A 21574-nucleotide genomic window follows, 5' to 3' on the forward strand; every position below is an offset into this window, starting at 1 on the left:
GGTGACGGTGCCCTCTCCGCGCCTCGGTGTGGGGGCCTAGTCGAGAGCCGGTGGCCCCGCTTCGATGCGGCGCAGTACCGGGGCCAGGCGGTCCACGTCGGGGCCGGGGTCGAGTTGCCGCTCGTCCCACCAGGTGGCGCCCGTGTCGCGCAGGGGGCCGATCACGTCCTTGGCCTTGGCGGCGTCGGCCGGAGTGGCGCCGCCGACGACGAGGTCGAAGGGGCGCTGGGGGTCGCCTTCCCGATGGTCGCGCACATAGGTGATCAACTCCCGTACGTCCGCGCGGGCCGGCGGGTATCCGTGCAGGGCATTCTTGAACAGGGGAACCGCGCCGTCCCACCGCGCCGCCCGACGCATGGGCGGCCGGTTCGGCCAGAACCCGCCGATCCACACCGGCGGACCGGGCCGCTGCACGGTGGCGGGCTGCAGGCTCACGTTCCGCGCCTGGTAGTGCCGACCATGGTGGTCGACGGCCTCGCCCGTCCAGAACTTCCGCAGCAACTCCAGGCCTTCGTCCAGTCGTTCGGCGTGCACGCGTCGATCGGTGGAGTCGCCGAAGCTGCCGTACTCGTCCTCGACCGGCCCGCCCAGACCAGCGGCGAAGACGACCCTGCCTCCGCTGAGGTTGTCCAAAGTCGCCACCTGCAGCGCGAGTTGCTGCGGCCGATAGCGGGCCACCGGGGTGAGCAGCGTCCCCAGCCGGATCCGTGACGTCGCGAGTGCGGCCGCGGTCAGCAGCATCCAGGCGTCCCCGAAGGGCCGCCCCGCGTACCCCCGGTAGTGGATGTGGTCCCAGACGAAGAGCCCGTCCCACCCGCATTCCTCGGCCGCCGCCGCTGCGGTCGCCACGTTTCGGGGGTCGGCGAAGTCGCCGAAGTTACGGGATGTTGATCGAGAAGCGCATCCTGGCATCGTGGGCCGCCCACACCTGTCCGGGCAACGGCTTAACCGCTCGGGACGGCCGTCTGCGGACGCACCGTGCGGGCCGAGGGCGCTGGTGCTCCCTCGGCCTGCGGCGGGCGCTCGTGGGGTCAGCCGGCCAGTTGGGCCTGGAAGACGGCGCTGTTGAAGTAGGCCTTGGCGTCCCGGATCAGGCCGTTGTCGTCGAGTTCGTAGATGTTGATGCCGGACCAGTTGACCGGCTTGCCGTCCAGCGCGACGGCGGCGCCGCGCCAGGAGACGGCGACGTGGTGGCCGATGGTGTGTGCCTCCAGGGGGGTCAGCCCGAGGAAGGGCTGGAAGTTGGGCAGGACGGAGGCGATGAAGTCGCGGATCGCGGCCCGGCCGGTGATCGGCGGTGTGCCGATGGGGTCGTGGAAGACGCCGTCCTCGGCGAAGGCCCGCGCCCAGGTGTCGGCGTCGCCTTCCTGGGAGGCGCGGAAGAACTGCAGGACGGCGGGGGGCATGGCGGGGAATGTCACGGAAGGCCTTTCGGAGACGGATGTTCGGGACGGGAGATCGGCGCGGGAAGGGCGGCGGCGCCCTCGCGACAGCGCGGCCGCCGTTCACCGCGGTGAGTGCGCCGACTGGCGGCCCGCGAGGCGGGCGGTGAGGGCGACGGCTGCGGCGGCCGCGATGAGGGCGCACACCCCGGGCCAGCCGAGGTGGGCGTGGACGCGGATGCCGAGCCAGGAGCCGGCGCTGCCGCCGAGGAACGAGCAGGTCATGTAGGCGGTGTTCAGCCGGCTGCGGGCCTCCGGGCGCAGGGCGAAGATGCGGGCCTGGTTGGCGACTTGGCTGCACTGCACCGCCACGTCGAGGAGCAGGAGGCCGAGGGTGAGGGCGGCCAGGCCGATCGCGCCGCCCGCCGCGCCCCCGGTGAGCACCGCGGCCGCGGCGAGGGTGGCGGCGATGCACCAGCCGTTCACCCGGTCCGGGCCGTGCCGGTCGACCCAGCGCCCGGCGGCCGGGGCGCAGAACATGCTCGCCGCGCCGATCAGGGCCAGCACGCCGACGGCCTGGGCGTCCATCCGGTAGCGGGGGCCGGTGAGGAGGAGGGCGAGGGCGGTCCAGGCGGCGCTGAAGCCGGCGAAGAGGGTGGCCTGGTAGAGCGCGGAGCGGCGCAGGCCCGGCTCCGTTCGCAGCATCCGTACGGTGTCGGCGAGCAGAGCCGGATACCGCTCGCGGGTGGCCGGCGCGGTGCTGGGCAGGGCCAGGCCGAGGACGACGGCGAGCAGCCCGGTGAGGGCGGCGGCGGCCAGGTAGGGGGCGCGCCAGCCGAGGTGTTCGCCCAGTACGCCGCCGAAGGTGCGGGCCAGCAGGATCCCGCCGATCAGGCCGCCCTGGAGGGTGCCGATCACGGCGCCGCGCCGGTCGGGTGCGACCAGGCCCGCGGCCAGGGGCAGCAGCAGTTGGGGCACCACCGTGGCGAGGCCGACGACGGCGCCGGCGGCGACCAGGAGGCCGGTGGCCGGCGCGAGCCCGGCGGCGAGCAGCGCGCAGCCCGTCACGGCCAGCAGCACGCTGATCAAGGGGCGGCGGGGCAGCCGGTCGCCGAGTGGGACCAGTAGGAAGATCCCCGCGGCGTAGCCGAGTTGGGTCACCGTGGCGACGCCCGCGGCCGTTCCGGGCGCGATGCCGAACCCGTCGGCGATGAGCGGGGTGAGGGCCTGGGGGAAGTAGACGTTCGCCACGCTGACGCCGCAGGCCAGCGCCATCACCAGCGGCACACGTCGACCCAGCGCTGCGGGCGGAGGCTGGACGAGCACGGGCGGCACGGGCGCGGGCAGGTCGTTCCTGGGCATCGCCACTCCAATCGAACGAACTAGTTGGTTCGGAAGCTCGATGAGAGGTTGGCAGACCGCCGCGGGATCGTCAAACGAACCGGTTCGTTACCATCGCTCCATGGCGTACGACTCGACGGCAACCAAAGAGCGGATCCTTACGGCGGCAGCGGCCGAGTTCGCCGCCCACGGCGTCGCCGGCGCCCGCGTGGACCGCATCGCCGCCCAGGCCAGGGCCAACAAGCGGGCGATCTACGACTACTTCGGCGACAAGGACAAGCTCTTCGCCGCCGTCCTCGAACGCCTGATGTCCGACCTCGCCCAGGCCGTGCCGCCCGGCGACGACGACCTGCCCGCCTACGCCGAGCGCCTCTTCGACTACCACCGCGCCCACCCCGAGGCGTTGCGGCTGCTGATGTGGGAGGCCCTCGAACTCGGCGACCAGCCCGTCCCCGGCGAGGAGGCCCGGACCCGCCACTACCAGGACAAGCTCCAGGCCGCCGAAGGCGGCGGCGACCCCCGGACGCGCCTGTTCCTCGCCCTCGGCCTGGTCGGCTGGAGCCTGGCCATGCCCCAGCTCCGCCGCATGATCCTCGGCCCCGACCAGAGCTCCGACCAGGGCCTCGACCGGCTCCGCTCGGACATCTCCCGGGCCGTCCGGGCCCTGCCCGCCGGGGACGGACCGCCCGAGAACGCCTGAACGGGGAGCCCGTGCACCCCCAGGAGACGTGGGCGGAGGCACAGTTGTGGGGCGGTGTCAGTGGTGCGGGGTAGCGTGGCCACGGTCACACACCCACCCGGGAGGTCGACGATGCATTCGACGGTCCGTTCGTTCCGCACACCCGAAGGCGTCACGCTCGGGGTCGAGCACTTCGGCGATGCGGCGGCGCCCCTCGTCCTGCTCGCGGGCGGCACGACCATGCTGTCGTGGCCCGACGCGCTCTGCGAGGCGCTGGCGCGCGGCGGTCGGCACGTCGTGCGCTACGACCTGCGCGACTCCGGCGCGTCGACGACCGTCGACCCGGAGGCGCCCGCGTACACGCTCCGGGACCTCGCCGCCGACGCGGCCGCGCTCGCCCGTGGGCTCTCGGACCGGCCGGCGCACCTGGCGGGCGTCGGCGTCGGCGGGATGGTCGCCCAGGTCGCCGCGCTGGACCATCCGGACGCATTCTCGGCGCTGACCCTGGCCGGGACGCGGCCCGTCGCCCCCGGCCCGGTCGACGACGATCTGCCCGACCATGACGAGGCCGTCCTGAAGGCGCGGTTCGCGCTCCCGATGCCCGACTGGTCCGACCGCGCGGCCGTGGCGGAGTTCGCCGCCGCCAGGGCGGAGCTGCTCGGCGACGATCCGGCAGCGGCGCGCGCCACCGCCGAGCGCGTCTTCGACCGCACGCCGGGCCGGGAGCCCGCGGTCCAACTCGCCAACCAGCTGGGTCTGGCGTTCGCCAAGCTCGACTGCGCGCCGCGGTGGCGCGAGCGCCTGCCCGAACTCGCGGTGCCGGCGCTCGTGGTGCACGGGCGTCACAACCGGTTCTTCCCGGTCGGCAACGGCGAGGCGCTCGCGCGCGAGATCCTCGGTGCGCGGCTGCTGGTGCTGGAGCGGGCCGCGACCGCGATCCCCGACGCGGCGGCAAATGAGGTTGCGGCGGCCATGCTCGCGCTCTGATCATCGGTTCGAGCAGTCCACGCGAGCCAGCCACGCGAGCCATCCGCACGAACATTCCACCAAGATCTGCGAAGGGCAGGTGCCGTTCGATGTCCACACCGGAGCCGACCGAGGCCCGCATCGAGGATGCGGGCAACGTCCTGATCGCGCCTTCGACGCTCCAGGACCACGACGTGGTCAGGGACTTCTTCGGGTCCGTGATCACGCCCGCGGACCTCGCCTCCGGCTCGCCCGACCTCACCCTCAGGACCGTCTACCTGTGCGGCGACATATCCGGGCTCGACCAGCACCGACTGCGCACGGCCGACCGGGTGTTCGTCGTCCGGGAGCTGTCGCACGGCTACCAGGACGGCGCCGGCGCGCCCTGGACCGTCGTCGACCTCGGCCGGGTCCCGGTCCGCGTGCACGGCGTCGGCGTGTACTACCGCCGCTTCTTCGGGCTCGACGACGGTCACTTCGAACGGATCAGCGCCGAGCACGAGTTCCAGTCCCTGACGGAGTCGAACAAGCCCGGGAAGGCCCATCGCAGCGGCATCTACCTGACGCCCGTCACGCGCGACGGGGACGAGCTGCACTTCCGCCTGCTCCGCTGCTCCACCAACCTCTCGGGGCCGACCGAAGGCTTCCGCCCGACCGACACCGGCATCGTCGAGGCCCTGAACCGCGAGGCCGTCGGCATCTTCCGCGACCACGCGCCGCTGAACCACGTCCTCGCCCAGATCTACCACAACACCCGGGCCACGGCGGAGCGCAAGCAGTCCAAGGCCCGGATCTCGTCCCACGCCGACAAGACCAAGGACATGCCGGTCAACGGGATCATGGCCTTCTGCACCTTCTACGACCGGCTCGACGGGCTGCAGCCGCTGGCCGGTGACGCCTTCGACTACGGCGTGAAGGGCGTCAGCGGGCTGACCAGGCTCCAGTTCCGCCTCAAGGACGCGACCGCAGAACTCGACGGGGTCGCTCTCCCCGCGCAGTTCACCGTGACCCTCCATCCCGGGTCCGTGTTCTTCATGCCGCTGTCCACCAACCGCCTGTACACCCACGAGATCCGGCCCTCAGCACTGGACGCCGGGCTGCTCCCGACCCGCCTGGGGTACGTGGTGCGCTGCTCGAACGCCGAAGCCGTCCACAAGGACGGCCACACCTTCCTCAAGGTCTCCGAGGACCTGGTGAAGCTGGAGCCGCCCACCGAGGAGGGCGTCGACGAGCTGCGCGGGCTGTACGCCGAGGAGAACCGGAGCTCGTCCTTCGTCGACTACGGCGACGGAATCCTCTTCAGCATGAACGCGGGAGACTACCGTGCCCCCCAGCTCTAGGTTCCCGGCGGAGATCCTCTCCTTCGGACTGCCGTCCGAGGAGGACCTCTTCACCGAGCTGTCCGCGTCGACCCGTTGGGAGGACGTGGGCAAGGGCCGCCAGGGCGCCGTGCTGACCAGGGTCGACGGGGCGGGCGGCGTGCCGCTCGTCCGCACCACCACCCGGTACGGCAGCCCGGCGCAGCGCTTCCGGGCGGTGCACGAGCGGCTGGCGCAGCGGGTCCAGGAGCACGCCCAGGAGCACCTGGGGCTTCCGGTCGGCTTCAACAACGCCCTCATCGAGTGCTACACGAACGCCTACACGACCATGGGCGCCCATTCCGACCAGGCCCTCGACCTGGCCGACGGGTCGTTCATCGCCGTCTTCTCCTGCTACGAGCACCCCGAGGCGGGCCCGCCGAGGAAGCTGATCGTGGAGCCGAAGGGATCCGACGGCGAGGCGTCCGAGACGTTCGAGAAGTTCGAGGTCCCCCTCGACCACCACGGCGTCGTCGCGTTCTCCGTCGAGGCGAACCGGCGGCTCAAGCACAGGATCGTGTTGGACGCACCGGGCCGGGCGGCGGACAACCGGTGGTTGGGCGTGACCTTCCGGACGTCGAAGACCCTCCTCCGGTTCCGCGACGGACAGGCCCACCTTCCCCAGGGTGAGCGCCTCGTGGCGGCCGACGAGGAGCAGCAGCGCGAGTTCTACCGACTGCGGCGCCGCGAGAACGACGAGACGGACTTCCGCTACCCGCCGGTGGCGTACACCGTCAGCGGGAGCGATCTGCTGCCGCCCGTGTGAGCCCGGGACGCGAGGCGAAGGGGCGAAGGGGCCCGCCCCGGCGGGCGGGCCCCTCGGCCTCAGCCGGCGGTCGGGGCGTCAGCCGACGGTGACGGTGTACGGCCCGGCCAGGACGGAGTAGCCGTCGTTGGCCAGGAGGTACGCGTCGTAGCGGCCCGGGCCGCCGAGCTTGCCGGTGGCGAAGGTCAGGGCGCCGCTCTGGTTCGGGGCGTAGGACCAGGTGAGCGAGGAGCGGGAGCCCGGGGTGACGCCGGCCGGGTAGAAGCCGATCCAGTTCTTGGCGCCGGCCTGGGCCGCGGTCGGCAGGCCGTAGCGCAGGGTGAGGTTGCCGCCGCCCGTGACCGCGTTGAGGTCGCCGGTCAGCGTCGGGCCGGTCGCGGTGGACGGGGCGAAGGCGGCGTTGAGCGGCGTCGCGTAGGTGTCGTTGGCGGTCAGGCCGGGCAGGCCGAGGGCGGACTCGATGGTGCGGCCGATGCCGTAGTGGTCGTAGTGCAGCGGGCTGCTGGTCCCGGCCGGGACGGTGCCCTGCGAGCCGACCACGACGGTGGCGAGGTGGTTGTAGCCCTCGTTCTCGCTCTCGTCCCAGGTCAGGATGAGCAGCGAGCGCTGCTGGGTCCAGGCCGGGGAGGACAGCACCGGGCCGAGGGTCTGCTGCAGCCAGCCGTCCTGGGTCTTGAGGCTGGCGGCGCTGCCGTTGCCGGAGGCCTCGCCGTCGTAGTAGTCGTCGGCGGCGATCCAGGAGAAGTTCGGCGTGGTGGCCGCCGACTTGAGGTCGGTGGTGAGCTGCGAGGTGTCGAAGAGGTGGGCCGCGCAGCGGGCCGGGTTGCCGCTGATGTCGGTGTAGTTGATGAACGGCGCGTCGTCGGGCATGTAGGAGCTGTCGTAGGTCTTGGTGGTGTTGCAGGGGGTGCCCATGCCCTGCTCGTAGGCCTTCCAGGTCTGGCCGGAGTCCTCGATGGTGTCGCCGAGGTTGCGCTGGGGGGAGTTGATGTTGGGCCAGTAGGTGGCGCCCTTGGTGTAGGTGTCGCCGCCGGCGACGGCCAGGTAGTTCTCGTCGCTGGGGTGGTAGACGCCGTGGGCGTCGGTGAGGGTGGCGCCCTGGGACATCAGGCTGTGGATGAACGGGGTGTCCGTCGGGTCGTTCATGATCTGGGCGTAGTCGGTGTTCTCCATCATCACGGTGAACACGTGGTCGTAGCCCGGCACTTGGGAGACCGGCGGGGCGATCGGCGCGGGCGCGGCGACCGGGGTGTCGAGGGTGAGCGAGAGGTTGTCCAGGTAGCCGGTCTCGTTCGTGGTGGACAGGAACTGCACCTCGACCTGGATCGAGCGGGTCCCGGCCGGGACGGCTCCGGTGGTGCTGCGGGAGAGGAACTTGGTGCTCAGGCCGCGGTCGGTCGCGGAGACGGTCGGCAGCTTGGCGGTCGCGCCGAGCGGGTTGCCGCCGGCGTCCTGGAAGTGCAGGCTCACCGCCGCGTAGCCGCCGTACGTGGTCCAACCGCCCAGCCAGCCAGCCAGGTTGTAGTGCACGCCGCCGCCGTCGATCGCGCCGGCCGCCGAGGAGACGTCGACGGTCTGGGCCATCGAGCCGTCGCCGAAGTTGCCCGGGGCGAAGAAGGCCTTGCCGGGCGTGAGGCCGTCGCCGGGCAGGCCGAAGGAGCCGACCGAGGAGCACATGACGTTGACGCCGCCGGCCTGGACCGTCCAACCGGGGACGGTGGTGGCGGCGCTCCAGTCGTTGGTGCAGTAGCCGCCGGCCTCCGCGTCGCCGTTGACGATCAGGTTGCCGCTGCCGCCCGCCGCGTGGGCGGCGGCGGGGGCGCCGACGACCAGCGCGCCGACGAGCGGGAGGGTGGCGAGCAGTCCGCCGAAGGGGCTCCAGCGCAGTCGCATGGGGGTACCTCGTCCCGTTGGTTGTGCATGAGGGTGGGTGCCGGTGGCGGTGCACCACGGGCGGGACATAGAGGTACCGGTTCCGTGCCGCCCGGGGAAGGGCGCGCGGGCGAACACAGGCCGAACTTGGTCAGACAACTTCGCGCGGAGCGGCCCCCACCTCCCGCCCGGGGCCGGCCGACGGGGACTCCGCCGCAGGTCCGGGCGGGGCGGTGGAGGCCGTACGGGGCGTACCGGGCGTCAGGAACGGGTGAAGGTCCCGAGGCCTTCGATGTCGAGCTGTTCGACCACCACCTTGCCCGCCGTCCCGTCGCCGCCGACGGTGAAGGTCACCCCGGAGAGGCCGACCGCGTTCTCGCCCTTGCTGCGGAAGCTGAACACGTCGCCGTCGAAGTGCTGCAGCGGGTACTGGAGCTTGGCCGGCCCCACCGTCATCACCAGCCCGCCGTCCTGCTCGGTGACGGTCAGCGGCCCGTAGTAGCCGCTGGCGTACGTCCCGGTGTAGGCGGTGTCCGGCTTGGCCGGGGCGGCGCCGGCCGGGGGCTTGGTGTAGTCCGTCTTGGAGACGGGGCTCGCCGCGGCGGCGGGCACGAGCTTGCCGAGGAAGGACAGCCAGTCGACCGTCTCCCGGCCCTCCTGGGCGAGGTCGAAGAACTCCTCGGCCACCGCCTCCGGGAGGCCGATCGGCTGGCCGTTGGTCAGCACCACGATCCCCAGCTGCTCGGAGGGCAGCAGGGTCACGGTGGTCGCCGCGCCCAGCTCGAAGCCGCCGGAGTGGTTCAGCCGGAGCCGGCCGCGGGAGTCGGTGCCGACGTTCCAGCCGAGGCCGTAGAAGCCGGCGGTGCCGGCCGGCGCCCTGGCCGGGCTGTTGACGTAGTGCGGGGTGCGGGTCTCGTTCAGGGCGTCCGGGTCGATGACCGTTCGGCCCTCGAACTTCCCGTCGGCGAGCTGCAGCCGCATCCACCGGGCGAGGTCCTGCACGGTGGAGCTGGCCCCGCCGGCCGGCGACTGCGAGTCGGCGTTCTCGGTGGTGCTGACCTGCCAGCCGGAGTCGGTCTTGACGTGCGGCGCGGCCTTGTTCGCCGCGGCGTCGTAGTCGGAGCGCCGGGAACTGGTGGAGTTCATCCCCAGCGGCTTGTAGAGGACGTCCGCCGAGAGGTCCTCCCAGGCCACCCCCTTGGCCTTGGCGACGGCCGCCGCCGCCTCGGTCAGGCCGTAGTTGGTGTACGCGTAGCTGTCCCGGAACGGGGTGAGCGGCTGGTCGCGCAGGTGCTGGACGATGTAGTCGCGCGGGTAGCCGAGGTCCTGCAGCAGGTCACCGGCGTGGTCCGGCAGGCCGCTGCGGTGCGAGAACAGATCGGCGACGGTGACGTGGGAGGTCACGTACGGGTCGGCCAGGGCGAAGCCCGGGTCATGGGCGGTGACCGGGTCGTCCCACTTCGCGACCTTCTGGCCGACCGCCCCGGCGACCACCGTCGAGGAGATCGGCTTGGAGACCGAGGCGAGCTGGAACACGGTGTCCGGGGTGACCTGGTCGGGCTTGCCGAGCTCGCGGAGCCCGAAGCCCTGCGCGTGGATCACCTTGTCCTGGTACACCACGGCGATCGCCACCCCCGGCACGCCGGTCTTCGTCATCGCGTCCCGCACGTAGCCGTCGATCCGGCCCACGGCGTCGTTCACCTGCTGCTCCGTCAGCTGCGGGGCCGGCTGGGCGGGCGGCGCGGTGGCCGGAGCCGAGGAGGGGCCCGGGCTGGGGGCGGCCTCCGGGTCGCCGGCCCCCGCCGAGGTGCACCCGGCGAGCAGCGGGCCGCTCAGCAGCAGGGCCGCCAGCGCCGGTGCGGCGACGGCCCTACCGGGGCCCTGGGCGGTGCGCCTGGGCGCGCCGTGAGGATGCATCGAGGTCCTCCCTCGTCCGGGCGGCGCGGCCCCGGTCCCGTCGGTGCCGCCGTCCGCCGTACGGCGGGAGTGTGGACGCCTGCGCGCGCCCCGGACCGCCGCCGCGCGCCGTCCCCCGCGCAAACCACCCGTCCGGCAGAGCACGGCCCGGGGCCGGGGCCGCGCTCGGTGCTGACGTCAGGTCTTTCGGTGATCCCCGACACCCGGCGATTCCCTCGTCGGTTCAGGTCACCTCTTCGTCCCGACGTGCGGAGCTACGGCCGGTGACAGTGCCTCCCCTCGGCCCCGGGAGTCGTCGCCGCTGCTGCGGACCGCCCCCTGCGCGGTCCTGCGGCGGCACGTTGACGCCCTGGGGTGGGCACCACGTGTAGCGCTGGGGGTCGAACGCGTGGAGCTGCCGCTGGAGTCGCCGAGTGGACCAGGGCCAGCAGAAGGTGTTCACACCGGCGGGGCTGAAGTAATAGCCGGACGGTCCTGCCGTGTTGTAGACGGTGGTGCTCAAAGCCGCCTGCAGAGCGGTGTTGTAGGCCTCTTCCACCTCGGGGCGCACCTCCATGGCGGCGTGCTCGCCGCGGTGCAGGTGGGTCAGCGCATCGGTGATGTAGCGCAGCTGTGCCTCCAGGACGACGGGGACGGCGACGTTGCCGTTGAGGATGTTGGGTCCGAGGAGGAGGAAGAGATTGGGGTATCCGCTGACGCTGGTTCCGAGATAGGCGCGTCGGCCCTCCTGCCAGGTCTGGTGCAGCGTCCGGCCCTGACGTCCGTACACGTGGCGGGAGACAGGCGTGTCGCCGATCCGGAAACCGGTGGCCAGGACGATGACGTCCGCATCGACCCGTCGCCCGTCGGCCCCCACCACGGTGCTGCCCTCGACACGTTCCACACGTGTGGGGTGCAGGCTGACGTTGGGAGCCGACAGCGCCGGGAAGTACGTGTCCGAGGTGAGCAGCCGACGGGCGCCCAGTCTGTGGCTCGGCGTCAGCGCCCGACGCAGGGCGCGATCGCGGACGCACAGGCGCAGGTGCAGGCGTGCTCCGGCCTCCAGCGGAGGCAGCAGCCAGGGGTGACGCAGGGCCAGGCCGATGGCTTCCTGCGTCCAGTGGTGCATTCCCCGTACCAGTCGCCGCCCGGTGGGCCAGCGCTCCAGAAGGCTGCGCACGGTCGAAGGGACCGGGTAGTCCGGCTTGGGCAGAACCCAAGGGGCCGTGCTCTGAAAGACGTCGACGTGGGCACCGCGGCGCTGGAGTTCGGGGAGGAACTGCACGGTGGAAGCCGCGTTGCCGACGACGGCGATGCGGCGGCCGGTCAGCTCGGCATCGTGCTCCCACCGCGCCGAGTGGAAGACGGCTCCGGGGAAGTCCGTCAGTCCGGGGATGTCGGGATACCGGGGCCGGCTCCAGGGACCTGTCGCCAGGACCAGGGATCGCGCCGCGTACGGGCCCGCCGTCGTGGTCACGAGCCAGCGCCGGCTGGGCTGGTCCCACGTGCAGGCCCGTACCTCGGCCCCGTAGCGGATGGCGTCGTCGGCGCCGTGCCCGGCGGCCGTGTCCTGGAGATAGCGGAGGATCTCCGGCTGAGTGGCGAAGGTGCGCGTCCATGAGTGCGGCGCGAAGGAGTACTCGTAGAGGAACGACGGCACGTCGCAACCGCACCCGGGATAGGTGTTGTCCCGCCATGTGCCCCCGAGTCGCTCTGCTTTCTCCAGGACGACGAGGTCATCGAATCCGGCCCGGCGCAGGGCGATCACCGCGGCCAGCCCGGACAGGCCCGCGCCGACCACGAGGACCCCCACCTGGCGCGCACTCCCCGCTGCCGCGCTACCCATCAGATACGCTCCCGAGCCGTTGGCGCCAGCAGACGATGCCGCAACGTAGCAGGAGTCGAGCCGAGCGGGAGCCGTACGTTCGTGCGACCGGGAAGGCCTCACACCCTTCCCACCAGCCGACTCCCGCCGGCAGAACGTTCTTACCCGAAGGAGAAGTTGACCCTTTCGGGCAACTCGGGACGCGTCCGTCGTCGTCACGCCCGGGCAGCCGCTGCCCGCGCCTCGCCCGACGCTGAACGGTCACACGCCGGGCAGCGGTTTGACGATCGTGTGGGGAACGGGGTGACCGGGCACCGGCAGGGTCGTTGACCGGGCATGACCACCGCCAAGCGCGTCACCGCGCTCTCCGTCCTGGCCGCCGCCGCGCTCTCCCTGGGTGCCGCCCCGGCCCTCGCCGCCGCGCACACCCGGCACGTCGAGCCGCCCGTCAGCGTCATCGAGTGCGAGGAGGGCGGCGGGTACGTGGCCACCGACATCCGTGAGCGCCGGGAGTTCTGCCTCGGCGGGGAGTTCAACGACCGTTACGTCGTCTGGCTGTAGCCCCAGCCGGGCGCGCGCTATGCCTCGGGCCCGTACGCGCCGAGGCCGCGGGAGACCAGGCCGTCGCGGAAGGTGAGCACCTCGGCGACGGCCCGGCCGCGCTCGTTGCGGTAGTTGATGACGAGGGTGTCGACGGAGGCCCGGACGTCCTCGACGGTGAAGTGCAGGTCGGGCAGGTGCTGCAGGCCCTTGGACCAGTAGACGCGCAGGGCCTCCTTGCCCTGCACCTCGCCGGACGGGTCGCTGATCAGCTCGACGATCCGGGGCGAGGCGAAGACGACGTCCTCGGTGAAGTGGGCGAGGATGCGCTCCAGGTCGTGCGAGTTCCAGGCGGCGGCCCAGTCCTGGGCGAAGCGGGTGGCGAAGTCGTGGTCCATGGCCCAGGACGGTACGACAACCGGCCCTCCCCCGCCCGCGATTCCGCTATTCGGTCATGCGGTCATTCGGTCAGCGTCCCTCGTCCTTGGTCCAGCAGCGGCACCCGGACCTGGTTGAACCCGTAGTAGACGGCCAGCAGGCCGTGGACGGCGAGGGCGGCCGGGGCGGAGAGGAACGCCAGGCCGACGGTGAGCGGGTAGACCACCAGGCCCAGCTCGAAGCGCCACCGCGCGGCCCGGGCCGCCGACACGTCCACCCGCTCGTCGAAGCAGCGGCCGGTGCGCGTGACGTGGTTCCAGAAGGCGGAGAACAGCACCGCCTGGCCCACCATCACCCCGCCGTACACGGCCGCCGCGACGTTCGCCGCCGAGCCGTTGCGCAGGTTCTGCGCGACCACGGCGGTCGGGAACGGCAGGACGGAGATCAGCATCAGCAGCAGCAGGTTGAGGAACATCAGGGTGCGGTCGACCCGCGCCAGGTGGCCGAACAGGGTGTGGTGGTTCACCCAGACCACGCCGATCACCAGGAAGCTCACCACGTAGGCGAAGTACGACGGCCACTGCGCGCCGAGCGCCCGCCACAGCTCCGCCGCCCCGTGCGCCTGGGGGATCTTGATCTCCAGGACCAGCAGGGTGATCGCGATCGCGAACACCCCGTCGCTGAACGCCTCGATCCGCCCGGTGTCCCTCGTCTCCACCGGCAGAGCATCTCAGCCGGGCGGCGCCGGCCCGCCGCGCAACGCGCCGGGGCCGCCACCGCCCGGTCGGGCGGTCACCCGGCCGCCGGGCCGGAGGTGAAGAACTCGACCAGCCGGTCGAGTCCGTCCTCGCCGAACATCGACTCCAGGTTGGCGGCGGACTCCGCGGCGGACGCCTCGGCGCGCGGGAACAGGGCCGTCTCGTAGGCCGTCAGCGCGGCCCCGGTGTCGCCGGGGTGGGCGACCAGGGCTGCGGCGAGTTCGGCGCCGTCGAACATGGCCAGGTTGGCGCCCTCCCCGGCGAACGGGGACATCAGGTGGGCGGCGTCGCCAAGGAGCGTCACGCCCGGGGTCGGCTCCCAGCGGTGGCCGACCGGCAGGGCGTGGATGCGGCGCGGGGTGAGGGCGTCCGCGTCGGCGACCAGGGCGCGCAGGTCGTCGTGCCAGCCGTCGAAGCGGGCGAGGACGCCGGTCCGGGCGGCGTCGAGGTCGGTGAAGTCGACGGTGTCGAGCCACCCCTCGTCGGCCCTCGCGGCGGCGTAGACGTGGAGGCTGCCGTCGGTCTCCCGGTGCGCGAGGAAGCCGCAGCCGCCGCCCAGGGCGATGAAGAAGCCCCCGCCGACGAGGGCGGCGCCGCGCGGGTGCCGGACGTCGGCGTCGTGCAGGTCGGCCTCGGCGAAGGAGATGCCGGTGTAGGCGGGTACGGCGTCGGAGAGCAGCGGCCGCACCCGGGACCAGGCGCCGTCCGCGCCGATCAGGAGGTCGGTGGTGACGGCGGACCCGTCGGCGAAGGTCACCTCGTGGCGGCCGCCGCCGAGCGGTCGGACGCCGGTGACCTTGCTCCCCCAGCGGACGGTGCCCTCGGGCAGCGAGGCCAGCAGCAGGTCGCGCAGGTCGCCCCGGTCGACCTCGGGGCGGCCGCCGGTGCCGTCGTCCTGCTCCGCTACGCGGACCACGGCGTCGGGGCCGACCAGGCGCATCTCCTGGCCGCCCTCGTGGACGAGCCCCCGGAAGTCCTCGTAGAGGCCGGCGGCCCGCAGCGCCCGCTGGCCGGTCTCCTCGTGGATGTCGAGCATGCCGCCCTGGGCCCGGGCGGCGGCGGAGGCCTCCAGTTCGAAGACGGTGGCCGGGACGCCGTGGACGTGCAGCACGCGGGCGGCGGTGAGACCGCCGAGACCGCCGCCGATGATCGCGATGGGGTGGTGGGTGCTCATGAGTGCCTCCTGTTGACCGGACTCCTCCACGGTAACGAACATGTTCGTTCCGAACAAGTTCGTCGATGGGCGTGTCGACGCCCGGCGCCCCGGACGGCCGGGGCGCCGGGCGGCTGGATTCAGCCCTGCGGGCCCGGGACCGGCGTCGCGGTGATGCCGTTGACCAGCACGTCGAAGCCCCAGCGCAGGCGCTGCTCGGCCGAGCCGCCGACCAGGACGGGCATGTGCGCCCGGATCGCCGGGTGGGTGTCCTCGGCCACCGTCCGCAGGGCCCGGGTGGTGGCGTTCCAGGCCTCCTCGGACGCCGGGTCCTGCGCCTGCGTCGAGTGCTCGGCGGCCGTGGCCGTGGCGTCCTGGAGCAGCTTGTCCACGCCCCAGGCGACCTGCTCCCGGGGCGCGCCGCTGCGGGACAGCAGGCCGAGGACGCACTCCACCAGCCGCAGGTAGTTCTCGCCGCTGGGGCGCGCCACGACGGCCGAGCGGGCGAGCTGGGGGTGCGCGAAGAGCACGGCGGCGTAGGAGGCCAGGACGGCACGGAGCCGCTCGCGCCAGTCGTCCTCGGTGGTGGCGTCGGCGGCGTTGGGGCGCCCGCCGGTCAGGTCGACCTCCCCCAGCAGGGCGTCCAGCACGGCGGCGTGCAGCTCGGCGGTGTTGGCCACGTAGACGTACAGCGAGGCCGGGCCGGTGTCCAGCTCCGCGGCCAGCCGGCGCATGGTGACCTTCTCCAGCCCCTCCGCCCGCATCACCCGCACGGCGGTGTCGACGATCCACCGACGGGACAGGGCGGGCTTCGCCGGGCGCTCCCGGCGGCTGATCGGCTCTCTTCTGGCGGTCATCCCACGATCGTAACGAACGCGTTCGGGCCAGGGCCGGTACCCGGACGGGCACCGGCCCTCGCCTCAGCGGTTCTCGAACTTCGGCGCCCGCTTCTCGGCGAAGGCGGCCATGCCCTCCTTCTGGTCCGCCGTGGCGAACACCGAGTGGAACAGCCGGCGCTCGAAGCGCACGCCCTCGGCGAGCGTCGTCTCGAAGGCCCGGTTGACGCTCTCCTTGAGCATCACCGCGGCCGGGGTGGACATCGCCGCGATGGTCTCGGCGGTGGCCAGCGCCTCGGTGAGCAGCTGGTCGGCCGGGACGATCCGGGCGACCAGGCCGGCCCGCTCGGCCTCCTCGGCGCCCATCATCCGGCCGGTCAGGCACAGGTCCATCGCCTTCGCCTTGCCGATGGCGCGGGTGAGGCGCTGCGAGCCGCCGATGCCGGGGAGCACGCCGAGCTTGATCTCCGGCTGGCCGAACTTCGCGGTGTCCGCCGCCAGCAGGACGTCGCACATCATCGCCAACTCGCAGCCGCCGCCCAGGGCGTAGCCCGCCACGGCGGCCACGACCGGCTTGCGCACGGCGGAGAAGTCCAGTCCACTGCCCTCGCCGGCGGCGAAGGCAGCGACCAAGTCCGCTGCTCGACGCCCGAGTTCGGCCGGTGCGGCGGTCGAGGTGGCGGCGTCGGCGGCCAGTCCCAGGTCCTTGGCCATCAGCGCGGCCGCGAACCCCGCCGCGTAGTCGCGGTTGGCCGGGCTGGTCGGGACCGGCCCGGGGACGGGGCAGTTGGCGGTGAGCGCCCAGCACTGGCCGGAGGCGGTGGAGGCGACCTCGTAGAGCGCCTGGTGGCTGAGCCCGAGGCGCTCGCCCAGGACGAAGGCCTCGCTCACCGCGATCATCGAGACACCGAGGATCATGTTGTTGCAGATCTTCGCGGCCCGCCCGGCACCGGAGCCGCCGCAGTGCACCACCTTGCAGCCCATCGCGGCCAACACCGGTTCCGCCTCGGCGAATTCGTCCGACCCGCCGCCGACCATGAAGGTCAGTCCGGCGGTCTCGGCCCCGGGTACGCCGCCGGAGACCGGCGCGTCCGCGGCCCGGTGTCCGGCCGTCCGGGCGAGGTCGGCGGCGATCCGGGCGTCGCCGACGGCGATGGTGGAGCAGTCCACGAACAGTGCCCCGCTCGCCGCGTCCACCAACTCCCGGTAGGCCTCCAGGACATGGCGCCCGGTGGGCAGCATGGTGAGCACCAGCTCGGCTCCGTCAACGGCCGCCGCGGCCGAGCCGGCCACCCTCACCCCGCTCGCCGCCGCCCGTTCCAGGGCCGGGCCGGACGGGTCGTAGCCGGTCACCCGCCGCCCGTTCCAGGGCCGGGCCGGACGGGTCGTAGCCGGTCACCCGGCGCCCGGCCCTGACCAGGTTGGCGGCCATGGGGCGGACTCACACCGGCTTCCCTGACACCGCGGACGTGCCTTCGACCATGTAGTTGGACGTCCTAGCAAGTCCAGAGCCCACGCGCACCGGGCGCCGGGGGTCACGCTCCGCGAGAGGCTCGACGAACACGGCGGCCGCCCACGCAGAACGCTCGGCGGGGAAACCCCGGCCGAGCGCCTGCGAAGACTCATCGCGGCCTGGTCGAACCGACCACGCGTTGCCATACCCCCTGGAAGCCGCCGCCGGTCTTCCGGGGGCGTCGTCGCGGGCGGGTCCGGGTCAGAACCAGTCCGTGCAGGAGACGCCACCGTAGTTGTCCACGACGTCGCACGCCCGGGACTTGATGTCGGCGTCGTTCACCATGCGCGTGTAGTACGGCCCGGAGCCGTTGGCCGGAACGTGCAGGGCATTGAAGTCGGGGGTGGAGGAGGAGTTGTTCCAGACCGAGATGGTGTCGCCCACCCCGTTCATGCCGGACGCACGGCGGGCCCAGGCGGCCCGGCAGGAGGGGCTGTAGCGCAGTTCGACGCCGAACGACGAGGTCTGGATCGTCCGGGCGTCGTTGGCGCAGGTCGTGTCGGCGGGGTTGAGTCCGCTGCAGCTGCTGGCGTAGCAGCTCGTCGCGGCGAACGCGGGCGAGGCGCCGGCGCCCAGCAGCAGGCCGGTCACGGCTATGGCCAGGGCGGCACCGGTGCTCGCGATACGGCGGGTCGTCAGGCGCATGGAGGGGCTCCTTCGGGGAATCGTCGTGCGGGATCCGCGACGCAGAGTTTCGCGCCCGGGGCCCGCCCGTGTCACCGGCTGCGCGTCCCCGCCCGTCCCGGGACGCCCGCCTGCGTCCCGGGACGCCGCCGGGACGCGGGGGCAGCCCCGTACCGGGCCGGACGTCGTCCTGGCCGACAGGGCCTACTCATCCCGTACCGGTCTCCGTCCGCAACGCGTACGGGACGAAGGTGCTGGTGTGCTCGTCGACGGCCAGCGGTCGGCCGATGGCCGGGGCGGAGCTCTGCGCGCAGGTGGGGCGTTCACCGACCTTGCAGCCGAGGCCGATCGGGGTGGCGGCGGCCTGGACGTGGACGCGGCCCGGCGCCGCGGTGGTCCGGTGGTCCGGTGGTCCGGTGGTCCGGGGACGATCCGTCCGGGCGGGTCGGGGAGAATCGCGATATGCGGCAGATCATCGTCATCGGTATCGGTTCGGGCGATCCGGACCACCTCACCCTCCAGGCCGTCAAGGCCTTCGCCGACACCGACGTCTTCCTCCTCCTCGACAAGAACGAACAGCGCCAGGACCTGATGCGCCTGCGCCGCCGGATGATCGAGGAGCACGGCCGACCCGGCCACCGGGTGGTCGAGGTCCCGGACGCCGAGCGCGACCGCACCACCCCGGCCTACGCCGAGGCGGTCCAGGACTGGCGCCGCCGCCGGGCCGAGCTGGTCGGGCGGCTGGTCGCCGAGCACCTGGGGCCGGACGAGACCGGCGCGTTCCTGGTCTGGGGCGACCCGAGCCTGTACGACAGCGTGACCGCCGTCCTCGACGAGGTGCTGGCCGCCGCCCCGGGCGCCTTCGACTACCGGGTGGTCCCCGGGATCAGCAGCGTCTCGGTGCTCGCCGCCCGGCACCGCACCACCCTCACCGGGGTGGGCCGCCCGCTGCGGATCACCACCGCCCGCCGGCTGGCCGCCGACGGCTTCGGCCCCGGCAGCGAGGACACCGTGGTGATGCTCGACGGACAGGCCGCCCTTACCGGGCTGGACCCGGAGGGCGTGCACGTCCACTACGGCGCCTACCTCGGCGGCCCGGACGAGATCCTGGTCTCCGGCCCGCTCGACGAGGCCGCGCCCGAGATCGCCCGGCTGCGCGCCGAGGCCCGCGAGCGCAAGGGCTGGATCATGGACACCTACCTGTTGCGGCGCACCGAGGAGTGACCCAGCCGTTCTCCCGGCCTCGGGGCGGGCATGCGGCCAAGCCGCGTGCCCGCCCCTTGGACGCGGGTCAGCCCGCGAGTTCCGCCCGCAGTCGGCGGGCGGCCGCGACCAGGCTGTCCAGCGAGGCGCGGGTCTCGGTCCAGCCGCGGGTCTTGAGCCCGCAGTCGGGGTTGACCCAGAGCCGCTCGGCGGGGATCGCCGCGAGGCCGGCCCGCAGCAGTTCGACGGCCTCCTCGGTGCTGGGGACGCGCGGGGAGTGGATGTCCCAGACGCCCGGCCCGACTTCGCGCGGGTAGCCGGCCCCGGCGAGCTCCCCGGCGACCTCCATGTGGGAGCGGGTCGCCTCCAAGGAGATGACGTCGGCGTCGAGTTCGTCGATCGCGGTCATGATCGCGCCGAACTCGGCGTAGCACATGTGGGTGTGGATCTGGGTGTCCGCGCGGACGCCGGAGGTGGCCAGGCGGAAGGCCTGGGTTGCCCAGTCCAGGTAGGCCGGGCGGTCGGCGGCGCGCAGCGGCAGGGTCTCGCGCAGGGCCGGTTCGTCGACCTGGACGACGGCGGCGCCCGCGGCCTCCAGGTCGGTCACCTCCTCGCGCAGGGCCAGCGCCACCTGCCGGGCGGTCTCGGCGAGCGGCTGGTCGTCGCGGACGAAGGACCAGGCGAGCATGGTGACCGGGCCGGTCAGCATGCCCTTGACCGGACGGCCGGTCAGGCCCTGGGCGTAGCGGAACCAGTCGACCGTCATCGGGTGCGGGCGGGAGATGTCCCCGGCCAGGACCGGCGGCCGGACGTAGCGGGTGCCGTAGGACTGCACCCAGCCGTGCCGGGTGGCGAGGTAGCCGGTGAGCTGCTCGGCGAAGTACTGGACCATGTCGTTGCGCTCGGGCTCGCCGTGCACCAGGACGTCCAGACCGGCCTTCTCCTGGTACCCGATGACCTCGCGCACCTCGGCCTCCATCCGCTCCCGGTACGCGGCCGCGTCGATCCGTCCGGCACTCAAGTCGGCGCGGGCGAGCCGCAGTTCGGTGGTCTGCGGGAAGGAGCCGATGGTGGTGGTCGGCAGCAGCGGCAGCCCGAGCCGGGCGCGCTGGGCCTCGGCGCGTACGGGGTAGGGCTGGGCGCGCCGGGTGTCGTCCGGGGTGACGGCCGCGGCGCGGGCCCGGACGGCCGGATCGCGGGTGATCGGCGAGTTGGCGCGGGAGGCCAAGTCGGCGCGGTTGGCGGCGAGTTCGGCGGTGATCGCCCCGGTGCCCTCGCGCAGGCCGCGGGCCAGCAGGGCGGCCTCCCGAGCCTTCTGCTTGGCGAAGGCGAGCCAGCGCAGGATCTGCGGGTCGACGTCGCGTTCGGCGGCGGCGTCGAGGGGCACGTGCAGCAGCGAGCAGGACGGCGCGACGTCGACCCGGTCGGCGAGCCCGAGCAGGGTGGCCAGGGTGGCCAGCGAGGCGCCCAGGTCGTTGATCCAGATGTTGCGGCCGTCGATCACCCCGGCGACCAGCCGCTTGCCGGGCAGCCCGCCGACGGCGGCGAGGTCGTCCAGGTTGGCGGCGGCCGGGCCGGTGAAGTCCAGCGCCAGGCCCTCGACCGGGGCCTTGGCCAGGACGGGCAGGGCGTCGCCGAGGCGGTCGAAGTAGCTGGCCACCAGCAGCTTGGGCCGCTCGGTCAGCGCGCCCAGCTCACGGTAGGCCCGGGCGGCCGCGTTCAGTTCGGCCGGGGTGCGGTCCTGGACCAGCGCGGGCTCGTCCAGCTGCACCCACTCCGCGCCGGCCGCCCGCAGCTCGGCGAGCAGCCGGGCGTAGACGGGCAGCAGCCGGTCCAGCAGGGTGATCGGTTGGAAGTCCTCGGCGACGCCCGGCGCGGGCTTGGCCAGCAGCAGGTACGTCACCGGCCCGACCAGCACCGGGCGCGCGGCGTGGCCCAGCAGCAGCGCCTCGCGCAACTCGCCGACCGCCTTGGCCGGGTTGGCGGCGAACACCGTGTCCGGCCCCAACTCGGGTACCAGGTAGTGGTAGTTGGTGTCGAACCACTTGGTCATCTCGAGCGGCGCCACGTCCTGGGTGCCGCGCGCCATGGCGAAGTAGCCGTCCAGCGCGTCGACTTCGACGGCGGCCCGGTGCCGGGCCGGGATCGCGCCGACGGCGACGCTGGTGTCCAGCACATGGTCGTAGTACGAGAAGTCGCCGGTCGGCACCTCCTGGACACCCGCCCCGGCGAGCTGCGCCCAGTTCTCCCGGCGCAGGTCGGCGGCGGTGGCGAGCAGGGCCTCCGCGCTGACGGCGCCCTTCCAGTAGCCCTCGATCGCCTTCTTCAGTTCACGGCCCCGGCCCTGGCGGGGGTAGCCGTACGCGGTGGCGAGGGTTGCCGCGGCTGCGGACTTCGTGGTCAAGGGACTCTCCTTCGCGAGCCTGTTTCCTCAAGTGCCCGGCGACGGGGACGAGGACGCGAAGGGACGACGGACCGGACGGG

At 73.1% G+C, this 21574-nt stretch carries 18 protein-coding genes and 3 pseudogenes; 6 read left to right on the forward strand and 15 right to left on the reverse strand.

All coding sequences use genetic code 11. The features are described 5' to 3' along the window. Positions 1-36: 36 nt before the first annotated feature. The 3 genes and pseudogenes from ACFVXG_RS01985 to ACFVXG_RS01995 all read right to left on the reverse strand — a co-directional run bounded on the left by ACFVXG_RS01985 (position 37) and on the right by ACFVXG_RS01995 (position 2744). Positions 37-904 (reverse strand): annotated as a pseudogene (locus ACFVXG_RS01985) (LLM class flavin-dependent oxidoreductase). A gap of 127 nt (positions 905-1031) precedes the next feature. Continuing rightward, positions 1032-1406: a nuclear transport factor 2 family protein gene (locus ACFVXG_RS01990; protein ID WP_387923347.1), complete on the reverse strand. Its 375-nt coding sequence runs from the start codon at positions 1404-1406 to the stop codon at positions 1032-1034. Positions 1407-1505: 99 nt separating this feature from the next. Beyond that, positions 1506-2744 carry an MFS transporter gene (locus tag ACFVXG_RS01995; protein WP_387923349.1) on the reverse strand — a complete coding sequence of 413 codons (1239 nt, stop codon included), beginning with the start codon at positions 2742-2744 and terminating at the stop codon, positions 1506-1508. 100 nt (positions 2745-2844) lie between these two features. On the opposite strand from ACFVXG_RS01995, the gene ACFVXG_RS02000 reads away from it, so the two are divergent. The 4 genes from ACFVXG_RS02000 (at position 2845) to ACFVXG_RS02015 (ending at position 6492) form a co-directional block, all read left to right on the forward strand. Continuing rightward, entirely contained in the window at positions 2845-3423 is a 579-nt protein-coding gene (locus ACFVXG_RS02000; protein ID WP_387923350.1) for a TetR family transcriptional regulator, read from the forward strand. A 111-nt stretch (positions 3424-3534) separates the two neighbouring features. Further along, entirely contained in the window at positions 3535-4389 is an 855-nt protein-coding gene (locus ACFVXG_RS02005) for an alpha/beta fold hydrolase (RefSeq protein WP_387923352.1), read from the forward strand. 89 nt (positions 4390-4478) lie between these two features. Further along, positions 4479-5708 carry a hypothetical protein gene (locus ACFVXG_RS02010; RefSeq protein ID WP_387923354.1) on the forward strand — a complete coding sequence of 410 codons (1230 nt, stop codon included), beginning with the start codon at positions 4479-4481 and terminating at the stop codon, positions 5706-5708. Beyond that, positions 5692-6492, forward strand: a complete 801-nt coding sequence (locus tag ACFVXG_RS02015) for a hypothetical protein (RefSeq protein WP_387923356.1) — start codon at positions 5692-5694, stop codon at positions 6490-6492. The genes ACFVXG_RS02010 and ACFVXG_RS02015 overlap by 17 nt, the downstream gene beginning before the upstream one ends. 78 nt (positions 6493-6570) lie before the next feature. Here the strand turns inward: ACFVXG_RS02015 and ACFVXG_RS02020 are convergent, their stop codons facing one another. The 3 genes from ACFVXG_RS02020 to ACFVXG_RS02030 all read right to left on the reverse strand — a co-directional run bounded on the left by ACFVXG_RS02020 (position 6571) and on the right by ACFVXG_RS02030 (position 12073). Continuing rightward, positions 6571-8385, reverse strand: a complete 1815-nt coding sequence (locus ACFVXG_RS02020; RefSeq protein ID WP_387923357.1) for an alkaline phosphatase family protein — start codon at positions 8383-8385, stop codon at positions 6571-6573. 240 nt (positions 8386-8625) lie between these two features. Further along, positions 8626-10281, reverse strand: a complete 1656-nt coding sequence (locus ACFVXG_RS02025) for a serine hydrolase (protein ID WP_387923359.1) — start codon at positions 10279-10281, stop codon at positions 8626-8628. Between the two features lie 223 nt (positions 10282-10504). Further along, entirely contained in the window at positions 10505-12073 is a 1569-nt protein-coding gene (locus tag ACFVXG_RS02030) for a flavin-containing monooxygenase (RefSeq protein WP_387923361.1), read from the reverse strand. A gap of 348 nt (positions 12074-12421) precedes the next feature. Here ACFVXG_RS02030 and ACFVXG_RS02035 point away from each other — a divergent pair, with 348 nt between their 5' ends. Beyond that, positions 12422-12646, forward strand: coding sequence for a hypothetical protein (locus ACFVXG_RS02035; protein WP_387923363.1), 225 nt, complete (start codon positions 12422-12424; stop codon positions 12644-12646). 17 nt (positions 12647-12663) lie between these two features. On the opposite strand, the gene ACFVXG_RS02040 is transcribed toward ACFVXG_RS02035, so the two are convergent. From ACFVXG_RS02040 to ACFVXG_RS02075, 8 genes and pseudogenes are all read right to left on the reverse strand, one after another. Then, positions 12664-13023 (reverse strand): nuclear transport factor 2 family protein, encoded by a 360-nt coding sequence (locus tag ACFVXG_RS02040; RefSeq protein ID WP_387923364.1) that lies wholly within the window; start codon positions 13021-13023, stop codon positions 12664-12666. A gap of 62 nt (positions 13024-13085) precedes the next feature. After that, positions 13086-13721 (reverse strand): TMEM175 family protein, encoded by a 636-nt coding sequence (locus tag ACFVXG_RS02045; protein WP_387923366.1) that lies wholly within the window; start codon positions 13719-13721, stop codon positions 13086-13088. A 74-nt stretch (positions 13722-13795) separates the two neighbouring features. Next, a complete protein-coding gene (locus tag ACFVXG_RS02050) occupies positions 13796-14935 on the reverse strand; it encodes an FAD-dependent oxidoreductase (RefSeq protein ID WP_387923368.1) in 1140 nt (379 codons plus the stop codon). Between the two features lie 119 nt (positions 14936-15054). Beyond that, the gene (locus ACFVXG_RS02055) at positions 15055-15771 is read right to left on the reverse strand and encodes a TetR/AcrR family transcriptional regulator (protein ID WP_387923370.1); all 717 of its coding nucleotides are present in this window, start codon (positions 15769-15771) and stop codon (positions 15055-15057) included. 63 nt (positions 15772-15834) lie between these two features. Continuing rightward, positions 15835-16332, reverse strand: a pseudogene (locus ACFVXG_RS02060) (enoyl-CoA hydratase-related protein); the annotation flags it as partial. Beyond that, positions 16318-17112: pseudogene (gene mmsB, locus ACFVXG_RS02065) on the reverse strand (3-hydroxyisobutyrate dehydrogenase); the annotation flags it as partial. The pseudogenes mmsB and ACFVXG_RS02060, both read right to left, overlap by 15 nt. A gap of 352 nt (positions 17113-17464) precedes the next feature. Next, positions 17465-17908 (reverse strand): DUF2690 domain-containing protein, encoded by a 444-nt coding sequence (locus tag ACFVXG_RS02070; RefSeq protein WP_387923372.1) that lies wholly within the window; start codon positions 17906-17908, stop codon positions 17465-17467. A 187-nt stretch (positions 17909-18095) separates the two neighbouring features. Continuing rightward, positions 18096-18236, reverse strand: coding sequence for a short-chain fatty acyl-CoA regulator family protein (locus ACFVXG_RS02075; protein WP_387923860.1), 141 nt, complete (start codon positions 18234-18236; stop codon positions 18096-18098). A gap of 113 nt (positions 18237-18349) precedes the next feature. Here ACFVXG_RS02075 and cobF point away from each other — a divergent pair, with 113 nt between their 5' ends. Next, the gene (gene cobF / locus ACFVXG_RS02080) at positions 18350-19111 is read left to right on the forward strand and encodes a precorrin-6A synthase (deacetylating) (protein ID WP_387923374.1); all 762 of its coding nucleotides are present in this window, start codon (positions 18350-18352) and stop codon (positions 19109-19111) included. A gap of 67 nt (positions 19112-19178) precedes the next feature. On the opposite strand, the gene metE is transcribed toward cobF, so the two are convergent. Next, on the reverse strand, positions 19179-21494 hold the full coding sequence (gene metE / locus ACFVXG_RS02085) for a 5-methyltetrahydropteroyltriglutamate--homocysteine S-methyltransferase (protein ID WP_387923376.1): 2316 nt from the start codon (positions 21492-21494) through the stop codon (positions 19179-19181). Positions 21495-21574: the final 80 nt, after the last annotated feature.

This window comes from Kitasatospora sp. NPDC058162 (assembly GCF_042884005.1).
Lineage (GTDB): Bacteria > Actinomycetota > Actinomycetes > Streptomycetales > Streptomycetaceae > Kitasatospora.